This window comes from Verrucomicrobiota bacterium (genome assembly GCA_039027815.1).
Taxonomy (GTDB): Bacteria; Verrucomicrobiota; Verrucomicrobiia; order Verrucomicrobiales; family JBCCJK01; genus JBCCJK01.
In genome coordinates this window covers 1-12,520 of sequence record JBCCJK010000052.1, presented here as the reverse complement: position 1 = coordinate 12,520, position 12,520 = coordinate 1, and the positions used below count along the sequence as shown (strand labels likewise).

Annotated in this window: 12 protein-coding genes; 3 read left to right on the top strand and 9 right to left on the bottom strand. The window is 60.3% G+C overall.

The annotated features are described in order from the left end of the window. Positions 1-268 precede the first annotated feature (268 nt). Positions 269-1,621 carry a diaminopimelate decarboxylase gene (gene lysA / locus AAF555_11325; GenBank protein ID MEM6912155.1) on the top strand — a complete coding sequence of 451 codons (1,353 nt, stop codon included), beginning with the start codon at positions 269-271 and terminating at the stop codon, positions 1,619-1,621. Between the two features lie 2 nt (positions 1,622-1,623). Beyond that, a complete protein-coding gene (locus AAF555_11320; GenBank protein MEM6912154.1) occupies positions 1,624-2,346 on the top strand; it encodes a hypothetical protein in 723 nt (240 codons plus the stop codon). A gap of 188 nt (positions 2,347-2,534) precedes the next feature. Here the strand turns inward: AAF555_11320 and AAF555_11315 are convergent, their stop codons facing one another. The 9 genes from AAF555_11315 to rpmE form a co-directional block, all read right to left on the bottom strand. Then, on the bottom strand, positions 2,535-3,287 hold the full coding sequence (locus tag AAF555_11315; GenBank protein ID MEM6912153.1) for a hypothetical protein: 753 nt from the start codon (positions 3,285-3,287) through the stop codon (positions 2,535-2,537). Next, positions 3,284-3,859, bottom strand: coding sequence for an RNA polymerase sigma factor (locus AAF555_11310; GenBank protein MEM6912152.1), 576 nt, complete (start codon positions 3,857-3,859; stop codon positions 3,284-3,286). The genes AAF555_11315 and AAF555_11310 overlap by 4 nt, the downstream gene beginning before the upstream one ends. A gap of 140 nt (positions 3,860-3,999) precedes the next feature. Then, positions 4,000-5,973, bottom strand: coding sequence for a lipopolysaccharide heptosyltransferase II (gene waaF, locus AAF555_11305; protein MEM6912151.1), 1,974 nt, complete (start codon positions 5,971-5,973; stop codon positions 4,000-4,002). 68 nt (positions 5,974-6,041) lie between these two features. Then, complete coding sequence (gene secG, locus AAF555_11300) at positions 6,042-6,470, bottom strand: preprotein translocase subunit SecG (protein MEM6912150.1); 429 nt, start codon at positions 6,468-6,470, stop codon at positions 6,042-6,044. 77 nt (positions 6,471-6,547) lie between these two features. Beyond that, complete coding sequence (locus tag AAF555_11295) at positions 6,548-7,330, bottom strand: hypothetical protein (GenBank protein MEM6912149.1); 783 nt, start codon at positions 7,328-7,330, stop codon at positions 6,548-6,550. Between the two features lie 111 nt (positions 7,331-7,441). After that, complete coding sequence (gene murA, locus AAF555_11290) at positions 7,442-8,704, bottom strand: UDP-N-acetylglucosamine 1-carboxyvinyltransferase (protein MEM6912148.1); 1,263 nt, start codon at positions 8,702-8,704, stop codon at positions 7,442-7,444. Beyond that, positions 8,697-9,545: a peptide chain release factor N(5)-glutamine methyltransferase gene (prmC, locus tag AAF555_11285; protein ID MEM6912147.1), complete on the bottom strand. Its 849-nt coding sequence runs from the start codon at positions 9,543-9,545 to the stop codon at positions 8,697-8,699. The genes murA and prmC overlap by 8 nt, the downstream gene beginning before the upstream one ends. After that, positions 9,542-10,627, bottom strand: a complete 1,086-nt coding sequence (gene prfA / locus AAF555_11280; protein MEM6912146.1) for a peptide chain release factor 1 — start codon at positions 10,625-10,627, stop codon at positions 9,542-9,544. The genes prmC and prfA overlap by 4 nt, the downstream gene beginning before the upstream one ends. Before the next feature lie 88 nt (positions 10,628-10,715). Beyond that, entirely contained in the window at positions 10,716-10,949 is a 234-nt protein-coding gene (gene rpmE, locus AAF555_11275) for a 50S ribosomal protein L31 (GenBank protein MEM6912145.1), read from the bottom strand. Between the two features lie 160 nt (positions 10,950-11,109). Here rpmE and AAF555_11270 point away from each other — a divergent pair, with 160 nt between their 5' ends. Then, positions 11,110-12,258: a glycosyltransferase family 1 protein gene (locus AAF555_11270; protein MEM6912144.1), complete on the top strand. Its 1,149-nt coding sequence runs from the start codon at positions 11,110-11,112 to the stop codon at positions 12,256-12,258. The last annotated feature ends 262 nt before the right edge of the window (positions 12,259-12,520 follow it).

Genomic DNA, 12,520 nt, shown 5'->3' with positions numbered 1-12,520 from the left:
GGTAGAATGGCCGAGTGAATTTCGGGCCAGACCAAGGCGCGACGAGGGCGCGGTGCAGGCACCGTAACCGAGGAGCAACGCAGCGCTGGCTCGAAAGACACCGGCTCTTCCTTCCCCGCGCTTCAGCGCCTCTTCCCCACAACACCTTCCCTCCATTCTTCCAGCGAATTCTGGAGGTTGGTATTAGGAGGGTCTTCTCGGGAGCCAGCGGAAAATCATCGGCTTTCCCCGCTGCAAAAATCGTAAAGCTGGCTACCGTCCTCGCTCGATGCATTCCTTCCGCTACCAAAACGATCGCCTCCACTGCGAAGATGTGGATTTGGCTGCGCTCGCCCAAGAACACGGCACCCCCCTCTATGTTTACAGCGGGGAAACCATTCAGAACAACTTTCGGCGACTGGACCAAGCCCTCGCCCCCCTCCGCCACCACGTCTGCTACGCCCTGAAAGCGAACTCGAATCTGGCCATTCTTGAACTCCTGGCCAAGGAGGGCGCTGGCTTCGACATCGTCTCAGGGGGGGAACTCTATCGAGTCCTGGCGGCCGGGGGAAAGGCCGAGCACTGCACCTTTGCCGGGGTCGGGAAGACGGCCCAAGAGATCGAGTATGCACTCGACCAAGGAATCTTTTCCTTCAACGTGGAGTCCGAAGCCGAAGTGGAGGCCATTCAGAAAATCGCCGCCGCCAAGGGAGTCATCGCCCCCGTCGCCTTCCGAGTGAATCCCAACGTGGATGCGCAGACTCACCAATACATCTCCACTGGCAAAAGTGAGAATAAGTTTGGGATCGACTTCGAGTTCATAGAAGCGGTTTGCGAGCGGGCGCAAGCCCACAGCCACATTCGGCTTCGTGGCTTGCAAATGCACATCGGTTCCCAGCTCACCCAAGTCTCCCCCTTCGTGGAAGCCGTAGAACGGGTCGGCCCTCTGGTGGCTCGTTTGAAAGAGAAATACGACATCGAATTCTTCTCCATCGGCGGCGGGATCGGAATCGTGTATGACCCGGCTCTCGCGAGTGGCTCCCCGGATTGGTGGGCCGGGCAATCGGACGAAGAGCGACCCCTGACGGCTGAAGAATACGCCACGCAGTTGGTCCCTTTGCTGGAACCGCTCGGTGTCAAAATCCTCTTGGAGCCTGGTCGCTACCTCGTGGGCAATGCCGGCGTCCTGCTCACCCGCATCCTCTACACCAAGCGCGGCACCGCCAAGACCTTCCAAATCGTGGATGCCGGGATGAATGACCTCATTCGACCCGCCCTCTATCAGGGCCATCATGAAATCGTGCCCTTGAAAGCCCCTCGTGGAGAGACGGAGTGCGTGGACATCGTGGGGCCGGTCTGTGAAAGCGGCGACTTTTTTGGCCAAAATCTGGACGCGCCCAAGATGGAGGCTGGGGAGGGCATCGCGCTCCTCAGCTCCGGAGCCTACGGCTTTGTCATGGCCTCGAACTACAACACCCGCCCCATGCCCGCCGAAATCCTGGTGCGGGGAAGCGAAGCCCGGGTGGTGCGAAAGCGCCAAACTCTGGAAGAACTCCTTTCGGGGGAACAGCTCTGGCAGGAAGCGGGAGCCAGCGCAAAATCCAAACGAAACTCTCCCAGCCCATCGCTCCACCGCGGATGACCATGAAGGCCTTCTTCTGTGCCCTGACCCTCTTGGCCGCGCTCTCCCAGGGAGGACAGGCCGAAAACCCCGCGCCGCCCAATACGGAGTATCTTCTGGTGAGCGGAGGCCCGGCCTTGCGGGAATGGGAGGATCTTCGTCGAGAGCAATGGCAGCACGATCGCTGGTGGGCCAATTTCATACGCGCGGCCACCCTCCGCATGGAGCAGTTGAGAGAGTCTCCCGTGACCCAGACCCAAAAAGTCACCTGGATGATCTATCGGCCGGGTTATGTCTCCAGACAGCAGGAAGAAGGCAAGCCCTTCCTGACTTGGATCAATGACTTGGCCAAGAAGCACAGCGTGCGGGTGGTCTGGTTCGACAACACCCCGGAATTCCTCAATTACCTCAATCGCGGGCAAGACCGGAGCCGCCTCAAAATCGGGGCCTTTGAGTATTTCGGCCACTCCAACAAGCACGCCTTTCTTTTCGACTACTCCAACGTGGTTGCGGGCGCCGCCGCCAGTTGGCTCCACGAACGGGACCTGGCCCAAGTCAGCCGGTCCGCCTTCCATCGCGATGCCTTCTGCAAGAGCTGGGGCTGCCATACCGCCGAGAGCATGAGCAGTGTCTGGAGAAAGAAAACCGGTCGCAGATTGATCGGAGCCTTTGGCAAGACCGACTACACCTCGCTCAGCTTTGGTCGGATGCCGATTGTCTCGCCGGGAGGCCGTTGGTCGAATTGAACGAAAGCCTTCTCAGAAACTAGGGAAAGTGTGGAGGGCGTGGTGAGGCTTCTCTCATCGAGGAGCGGTCCGTCTTGGCTACCAAACCGACCTTCAAAAGCACCCGTTCGACCTTCCGCCCGCTTGAAACTTGAACCGCAAGCTCCCCTCCCTGCAACCGTTCTCCCACCTGAGCCGGTTATCCGGAATCACAACAACTCCGAAACCGACACCTCTTCATCGTCAAAGAAGGCGAGGTAAAAGTGATCGGGGCAGTTCCAAACCAGCGTTTCCGGTCCTTCCGCCTCCCCGGCCTCCAGCACCGGACCCTGCCCCTCCGGCCCGCGGGCCATTCCTTCGCGGTCGATCGCAAAAAAGTGCACCACCCGCCCTTCCTGGTCACGAAAGCAGAGCAAGGTGGCCTTGCCCTCGCCCCACTTGATGATTTTGCAGCCCAGTGTCTCCAGGGAGGCGACTGGGCCCAGAGCATTCGGAAGGGGGGCCTGTTCCTGACTGAGCCAGCCGGAAATCCGATTCAGATCATTCGTCTTCAGATCCAGCTCGATCCCATCGGTCGAAGCAAATTGGATCATGTCTTGACGAAACTCCACGAAGCTGTCTCCCGCGCCTCCGTCACCACGCGCTTGCAGCCACCAGATCCCGACCGCCAAAAGAGTGGCACAGGCGGCCAGGGCAAAGGTCTGGAGGGTGCGTCGCGAGAGCGTGATGACCCCGTCCCGCACCGTCCGATCCTCCACGTGATCCAAAATCTGTTGGGCCAAAGCAGGCGGCGCCAGGCAATCCCTCTGCCAAGCTGCCCGCACTTCCTGATCAAAACGCTCTTCCTGCTCGATCCGCGCCCGGAGAGCGGCATCGCTCCCAGCCCGTTCTCGTAGTTTGTCGATCTCCCGCACCCCCTCGTCCTTGCCCCGGCAGCAGCTGATGGCGACTTCGTCTTTCACGCTTCCCCCCTTTCTCCCGAGTCGGCCCGGTCCAAGCGCAAGGACTTCTTTAGCATGGCCTTGGCCCGGTGAATCCTCGACATGACCGTCCCGATGGGAATGGACAACACATCGCTGATCTCTTGATAGCTCAAACTATCGAGAAAGAACAAGCTAAGAGGAGCGCGGTATTTCTCGTCGATCTTCTCCAAGGCCTCCAAGACCACCCCTCCCTCTAGACTCAGCTCCTGCTGGGGCGGGGTCGAGGGCAAGGCCGCCCCGGCGTCCTCCAATTCCACCTTGGGGAACTTGGTCTGCTTGCGGTAAATCGCGAGGTAGAGACGGTAGAGGGTGGTGAAAAGCCAGGACTTGACCTTGGACATGTCGCGAATCTGTTTCCGCTTGTTGGCAAACTTGAGATAAGTCTCCTGCACGAGGTCGGAAGCGTCCGCGGGATTCTTGGCCAGACTGAAAGCGAAGCGATACAAATCCTCGTAGTAGTCGCCCACGGTCGTCTCGAATGATTCGTCCACTGTAGTCGCCACGTTCTTCCTGAAAGCAGCCCGGCGCTCGCCATACGTGGTCAAGCCCATCCTGCTCCCCAAGCTCATACCCTGCTGTGGAATGGTGGCAATCATAAACTTTTTTCTCCGACCGGGTTGGCAACCAACCCGGAAACTTGCCCAAGAGAGTCCGCGCTGGTGATCCTTATTCCGGAGAATTGCTTAGCCGCTTAGCCGTTTCGCAGACGATCTATGAGAGCCTCCGCCACTTGCCCGGTATCCACTCGCTCCATGCATCGGAAGTCGATCGGGCATTTCCTCAGGAAACAAGGGGAGCACTCGACATGTTCCCGAATGACGGTGTGAAATTTGCCGAGGGGCCGCGTCCAAGCCGGTTCCGTGGAGCCAAAGACCGCTAAAGTGGGCGTGCCCTGCAAGGCGGCCAAATGCATGCTGCCCGTGTCATTGGTCAGAAGAAGCCGGGCTTTGGACAAGAGAACCATCAACTCAGAAAGCGTGGTTTGGCCCATCAAGTTGATGACATTGGCCCCCGTCACCAACTTGCTCAGTTCCTCCCCCAAGTGCCGTTCTCCCGCCGTCCCGATGATCTCCCAAAGCGCGCTTGGAAAGACCTCACTTACTGTGGTGATGGTCTCGGCGAACTTCTCGAGAGGCCAGCGTTTGGCCGGCCCGTATTCCGCTCCCGGACAGACTGCCAGCCGGAGAGGTCGCCGGGCCGCTTCTTCGGGAGGGTGGACCGGGGCAAAGACTTCCCGGTGGTTGACGTCGGCCCCCAAGACGTGGGCGATCTGGAGATAGTGCTCCACATGATGCTTCGGAGGGCCCTGGCGCTCGGGCATCGGGATGAGCTGATTGAGAAACCACTTTCGCCATTTTCCCTCGACCCCACACAAACGCGGGATGCGCCCATGCCACATCTCCATGGCAGTCCGCGGCGAGTTTGGGAAAAGGATGCCCACATCAAAAAAGGAGTGCTCCCGGATCAAGCGACCAACTTCGCGAGCGGGTGGCTTCTTGCCCGGGATACGGAGGACGCCGTCCACCTCGGAGACCGACTCCCACACGTCCGCCAGCTTTTCCGGACAGAGGAGCGTCACGTGGGCATCGGGCCGACCGGCCTTGATCGCTCGCACCGCAGGCACCGCCATGCAGGCGTCTCCCAGCCAGTTGGGCGAGCGGACGAGCATGCGAAAAGGCTTCAAAGCCGCTTCCTTCATTCCTTCCGGCAAATGCACCCCACGCTTGACTCGGCGCAGAAGAAAGGCGGGCTTGGGGGTCTTCCAGCGATTGTGCACCCAGAACCAATCGGCGGGGGATTCCCGCACCAGCTTCTCAATTGCCAGATTGATCTGCGCCGTTTGCTCGGCCACCCCTTGGGAGCTACGGGCCACCGGCAGAAAGCGGGCGGTCCACCTCCCGAGACCGGTCGTGGCCACGCCCACCAGGAAAATCGGGGCATCGGCCCGCTGTGAAATGATGGCTGGAAGATTGGTGGTCGAAGCCAGCCTTCCAAACAAAGGCGTCCAAAGGCCGGCGTCGCCCGCGTGCTGGTCTGCCAGGATCGTGAGGTTCCCTTTTCCCCGCACGTAGGTGACCGCACCGTGAAAGCCACTCTTCCTCTCGATCAGAGTCACGCCACCCGAACTCCGTAGCTTCTGCAGCCAACGGTCGACGTGAGGATTGGCCAGCTTCTGGTACATGGCCGCTCGCTTGACCGCAGGCGTCAGCTGGCTGCTGTGCTCCCACAAAAGAATCTTGGTGAGCAGCTCCCAGTTGCCAAAATGACTGGTGATGCAAACCGAGCCATTTCGCAGGCAATCCACCACCTCCCCTTCCAATCCTTCGACTTGGAAGTAGCGCGCCGCCCGCTTGGGCGAACTCACCAGCACCTTGAATGCTCCACAGAAGTTGGCCCCGAGAGTGGCAAAGTGTTCTCGCAGGAGACTTCTCCTCTCCGCCTCGGTCTTCTCCGGGAAAGCGATCCGTAGATTCCTCTCAGCTAATTTGCGGTAACCCGGCAGCAGCCAAGCCATCCCACGCCCGGCCCAGCGACCCAGAAGACAAAGCGGTCGCATCGGAAAACACCAGGCCAAGGCCCCCGCCAGCCGCGCCAGAAGCCAGACCAGACGATTCCCAAGGTCCTTCAAAAGAAGCACCGGAAAAGGGGGCTGGGAACGTGCCATGGGAGCGCCAGAGTCAGCCGCCTTCTTGCGGAACCGGCGGATCTACCGCGATGCCATCAGAGCGCTCTTCACTCGGTCGTCGGCGGAGTCTCAGTCTCCACGGGCGCCGACTCGGGAGTTGGCGGAACCGGTTCGGGAGGACTGGGCAAGTCCAAGAGGCCGCCGCGATCTTCCAGTCCTGGAAAGTCCTCCTCAGACGACTCCTCTACCACAGGCGCGGGGGCGTTCCGAAGAACGTCATCGATTTCCGAGGTGTCTTCCCGGTGGGTCAGGATGGTGGCCATGACGGCGGAATTGAGAAAGAAAAAGACGGCGAAGTAGACCGTGCCTTTCTGGAGAACGTTCGTGGTTTGCGCTCCAAACATTTGGTTGGCAGCGGCATCACCAAAAGCCGCGCCCAAGCCTTCTTGCCGAGGGCGCTGCATCATGATGATGCCGACCATCAGGAGCGACACCAAGATTTGCAGAAACATGAGGATTCCGAGAAGAACGTCCATGGGACCGGTAGACTAGAGAGCCGTGGGTTTTTGTAAACCCCAAATGGGGCCCCCTCGGAAGGCCCCTCCCCCGCCGCTCAGCCCCCTTTCGGTGCGACCCAAGCGGGATTGTAGCGCTTCATCCGGCTCGAATCCTGACTCCACTCCGACACGAACACCCCGTTATGGAGAATGCGCAGAGAGACCCCGATCAGTTCATCGGCTCGTTTGTCGTCCGAGCCATCGGTGTAGTAAAAGCCCCCGTTGAGGTCACTATCCAGCACGGTAATGGCGTTGGTCGTCAGCTCCACCTCCCGATTCATTTCCAACTCTTTTAGCTCGAACTTGCCAAGCAAAGCCAAGAGCTTGCCGCTGGAAAGGAGCGAGTTGTTGGCTTTCCTGCTCAGCCCCCGGTCATCCACCCTGCCGTTGGTCTTGTAGATTTGATATTGGACCTCGATGTTTTCGAGATTGACCCCCGAAGCATTGCGAATCTCGATGAGGTAAATCCAGTCCTCGCTCGTGACCTCGACGCTCCCGCGATCAGCGCGTCGGCGATCCTGCATCTTCGGCAAGACTTCAATGTCGAAATTGTAATCGACCGGGGCCTGATTCTCGCTAGCCCATCTCCGAATGTGTTCCTGATCTTTCGCAGAGAAAAACTGGATGCCGCCATCGCGAATCTTGCCGTCCAGAGTCACAAAGCGCACCACTTGGCCATCGAAAGCCATCAACTTGGCCTCAATCGTGTCGCCCGACGCCCCCGTGAAGACCCGGAACCCGTCCTGCGCCCAGGAAAAAGAACCGGTCCCCAGCGCGAAGAAAGCGAGAAGACCGACCAGCTTCACCACCTGCCGCCATCTGAAAGGGAATGCCCTCATAGGATTTATCCAAAAAGAAAACGGAATTTTTCTAGCAAAGTCAAAACAAATTGCTCTTTCGAATAAGCCAACGCTAGAATTGGGTCACCCGCCGCCGATCCGTCTGCTGAATCAGGCCCGCTCCCGCCAAACTTTGGCCCCGAGCATCTCCAGCTTCTCATCGATGTGCTCGTAGCCCCGATCAATGTGATAAAGCCGGTTGATCTCCGTTTTTCCCTTGGCCCGGAGAGCCGCCAGCACCAAGGCAGCGGAGGCGCGTAGGTCACTGGCCATGACGGGGGCCGCGTCCAGTTGATCCACTCCGCGAATGAGAGCGGTGGCCCCTTCCAGTTCGATGTTTGCCCCCATCCGCTTCAGCTCGGAGACGTGCATGAAGCGCTGGGGGAAGATGGTTTCCGTCACGGCGCTCAAGCCTCGGGCCGTCGCGAAAAGAGCGCACATTTGCGCCTGCATATCGGTCGGGAAACCCGGGTAGGAGGCCGTCTCGATGTCGCAGCCGAGCGGCTCGTCGCCAGGCTCGATCGTCATGCTGCCGTTGAGCGAAGAGATCTTGAAGCCACAACTGGCGAGCGTTTCCACCACAGCGGAGAGATGGTCCGAGCGGGTTCGCTTGAGCGTGACCTTCCCGCCACCGATCGCACCCGCCACCAAAAAGGTGCCCGCCTCGATCCGATCGGGAATGACGGTATGGCGCACGCCCTGGAGGCCCTTCACGCCCTCGACGGTGATCCGCCGGGTGCCCGCCCCCTCGATGCGCGCTCCCATTTTGATGAGAAATTCTGCCAGATCCACCACCTCGGGCTCGGTGGCGGCGCTTTCAATGACCGTCGTGCCTTCCGCCAAGACCGCAGCCATCATGACATTGTCGGTTCCCAAGACAGTCGGGCCATGCTTGCCCCGCAAATCCACCTCGGCCCCGCGAAGGCCCTCCTTGGCTTCCAAAAAAATGTCTCCCCCTTCCACCTGGACCGTGGCTCCGAGCGCTTCCAGTCCTCGCAGGTGGAGATCGATCGGTCGATCGCCAATGACACAGCCCCCTGGGAGCGACACGCTTACCTCCCCCATCCGCGCCAAAAGCGGGCCCATGACGCAGATGGAGGCCCGCATTTTCCGGACGATTTCATAAGGAGCGCTGGTCGAAAGATCGGCCGGCTCAATCCGGACCGTGCCACTGGAGCGCTCGACCTTGGCTCCGAGGTGGCTCAAAATCTGGACCATGTAATTGGTATCGCTGACATCGGGCACCCGCTGGACCACGCTCGCCTCGGGGCAGAGAAGGGTCGCCGCCAAGATGGGGAGCGACGAGTTTTTCGAGCCACTGATATTGATGGCCCCTTCCAATTGCGAGCCGCCTTCGACGATGAGCTTATCCATGTTCCGGGGACGATTTCCGGGCGAAGACCATTCGGTCGATCCCTGCGAGGTCGTCCTTCACCTCGACGTGTCTCAGTCCATTTTCCCGCAGCAGCGCGGCCACGGCCTCGCCCTGACGGGCGCCCACTTCCAACGCCACAAATCCATTCTTGGCAAGATAGGAAGTGCAGTCTCTCGCAAACCGCCGATAAAGAGCCAAGCCATCGGCGCCCCCATCCAGGGCTGCCACCGGATCCCGCTGCACCTCGGGCTGCAAGCTCTCCAAGTCCCCACTCTCGATATAGGGAAGATTGGCCACCACCAAATCAAAGGTCCCTTCGACCGCGGAAAAAAGATCCGACTCGCGCAAATCGACCCGGAGACCGAGCGCTTGCGCATTCTCCCGAGCCAGGGCCAGCGCCTCTCGCGACAGATCCACCAAGACCACCTCGGACTCGGGGAGCCGCTCAGCCAGGGTGAGACCAATGACCCCCGAACCCGTCCCCACGTCCAGGAGGCGAGCCCTCTCCGGCAGCTCCAGTCGGAGACACTCCTCCGCCAGCAGCTCAGTCTCCGGTCGCGGAATCAGCCCGCGCTCATCGCAGCGAAAGTCGAGCCCGCAGAAAGGGACCGAGCCGAGGATGTGTTGCAGGGGCTCGCGTTCGCCCCGTCGCTTCAACAACTCTCGCAGAGGAGCCAACTCTTTTTCCTCCAGGGGGCGATCAAACTCCAGATAGAGATCGAGCCGTGAACAAGACAGGACCTCCGCCACGAGAAACTCCATATTCCGCCGAGCCTCGGGCACGCCTCGCTTTTCTAGGTAGGCCGTCCCCGCTTGCACGGTCTCGAGGACGCTCTTCATGCGACGAAGGTCGCGGCCGCCTCCTCCATGCGGGCCTGCATGTCCTCGGCTTGGAGAGCTTGGATCAGATCATCGATCTCTCCCCCCACAAAGGCCTCAATATGGTGCACCGTCTTCCCAATCCGATGGTCGGTCACCCTGCCTTGCGGAAAATTGTAGGTCCGCACCTTCTCCGAACGATCCCCCGAACCAATGAGCGCCTTGCGATGGGCGGAATACTTCTCGGCCTCCTCCCGCTGCTTCGCTTCGAAGAGCTTGGCCCGCAGAATTTTGAGCGCCCGCTCCCGATTCTGGATCTGACTTCGCTCCTGCTCGCAACGCACCATGATGCCCGAGGGCTCGTGGAAGACCTGGACCGCTGACTCGGTTCGGTTGACGTGCTGCCCGCCGGCGCCGCCCGCGCGACAGACCTCAATCCGGAGATCGTCCGGCTTGATCTCGACGTCCACCTCCTCAGCCTCGGGCAGGACCGCCACCGAAGCCGTGGAAGTGTGAATCCGCCCTTGAGTCTCCGTGGCGGGAACGCGCTGCACGCGGTGGACCCCACTCTCATACTTGAGGAAACGAAAGACATCCTCTCCCGCGACCCGAAAGACCACCTCCTTGAACCCCCCTACTTCCGAAGGGCTCTTCTCCAGAAGCTCCACTTTCCAACCCCGGTTTTCCCCGTAGCGCGCATACATCCGGTGCAGCTCTCCAGCGAAGAGAGAGGCCTCATCTCCCCCCGCCCCTGCTCGAATCTCGACAATGGCATCGCGATCCTCGGCCGGGTCCCGAGGCAAGAGCGCATACTGCACCTCCATCTCCAACTGCGCGAAACGCTTCTCTAAAAAAGGAATTTCTTCCTCCGCCATGGCCGCGAGTTCCTCTTCCTCGCCCCGAGCCAGCTCCCGATTCTCCTCCAACTGACGCCGGACGTCCTCGAAATCGGCCCACTGCTCCAAGAGCCTTTTCCCCCTGGCATGCTCTCGCATCACCTCGCTCGCCACTTGGGGATCATCGTAGAAGCCCGGCGCAGCCAGGCGTTCTTCGAGAGACGCGAAGTGTTCCCGGCGTTTTTCGACCAGCGGTGCGAAGTCCATGAGAGAGCGCAAGACCCCAACAAGAAAAAACGGCCCTCCGCAACCAAAGGTCGCAGAAGGCCGCTTTGAAAAAGCAAAAATCGCCCCCCTAAGAAGAAAGCTTCGGCCGAGAACGCCGCGCCTTGGAAGCGCCGTAGCGCTGCTGGTATTTTTCGACCCGCCCCGCGGTGTCGACCAGCTTTTGTTCGCCCGTGAAGAAAGGATGGCAATCCGCACAAATCGAGATGCGGATGTTCTCCACGGTCGAGCGGGTGTGAAAGACCTTCCCACAGGTGCAGCTGAGGGTCGTCTGATGGTATTCGGGATGAATATCGGTTTTCATCGAGTGGAGTAAGAAAAAGAAGAAAATCGGGACGTCTGGGGAGTTGGGAGTTTATCGTTTTTCAGAAAAGACGCAAGCCGGAATTCCGGTGCCTCAAACTCTTGCATCCCGCTGGCCGCTTTGCTTAGGCTCCGGGGTCCCACCCCACCCTTCGGCACCCTTGTATCTCTCGATTGTCACCGACACCTACCCGCCCGACGTGAACGGCGTCGCCATGACGCTGCGTCGCCTGCGCAAAGCCATGCAAAACCTTGGCCACAGCGTCCGCGTGGTCCGTCCCAAGATTCTGGGAGAAGCGCAGTCAGAGGACCATCCCGAGGCCGATGAGACCCCTGAAATCGAAGTGCCCTCGGTCCCCCTTTTTGGCTACAAGGGCTTGAGGGTGGGGCTGCCCTGGGGGGTGCAGCTGCGCTCCATGTGGTCGAAAGAGCGGCCGGACATCATCTACATCGCCACCGAAAGCCCCCTCGGGCTAAGCGCCATGTGGGCAGCCAACCTCCTCAAGATCCCTATCGCCTCTGGCTTCCACACCAATTTCCACACCTACATGGCGGAATATGATCTCCCCATTCTCCAAGGAGTCGCGGACTCCTACCTTCGCTTCATCCACAATCAGACGGCGGCCACCTTCGCCCCCTCTCCCGACGTGGCCGCCAAGCTCCAGCAGGCCGGCTATGACAACGTGAAAGTGCTGGGGCGAGGAGTCGACACCGAGCGTTTTAGCCCGGCCCACCGCGACCCCGACCTGCGGAAGCTCTGGGGGGCCGAAGAGGACTCGCCGGTGGCCATCTACGTCGGCCGCATCGCCGCCGAAAAAAATCTCCCCCTGCTCGTGAAAAGCTTTCTCGCCCTGCGAAAAAGCAATCCCAAGACCCGCTGCGTCCTGGTGGGCGATGGCCCGAAACTGGGCGAGCTGGAAAAAAACTACCCCGAGTTCATTTTCGCCGGCGTGCGGATCAAAGAAGACCTCGCCCGCCACTACGCCAGCGCCGACCTGTTCGTCTTCCCGAGCTTCACAGAAACCTTTGGAAACGTCGTGCTGGAAGCCATGGCGAGCGGGCTTCTCACCATCAGCTTTGACTACGCCGCCCCCAGCATCTACATCGATCATGGGGCCAACGGGTACCTCGCCCCCTTTCACGACGAAGAATCCTTCCTGGAAGCCTGCCAGCGCGCCCTCACCCAATGGAAGAACCCCGAACTGAAAGCGGCCGCCCGCGAGACCACCGAAAGCATTAGTTGGGAATCCATCGCGCAGCAGTTTGCCCGGCAGCTTCAGGAGCTCATCCCAGCTTCCCCAGAGAAGTAATCACGGGAGGAGCGCTGGCCCCACAGGACGCGACGACCGCCACCAACGCGGGCCAAGAAAGTGGAAGCCATGCTAGCAGAAGCCCCCCGGAAACCGGGGTAGCCACTTCTCCGGTGGCCCGCGACGTCCCCGGCGCGGTGGGGGGGAGACTTCTTGTTCTGAGTGCAGCCTTACCCAAGTGATAGCTAGCCGGAAAGCCCTTGGGTGGGTAGCTGTTTTGAGAAACGGCTCATCGCACCCGCCGCGACGTCCTCGGCGCGGC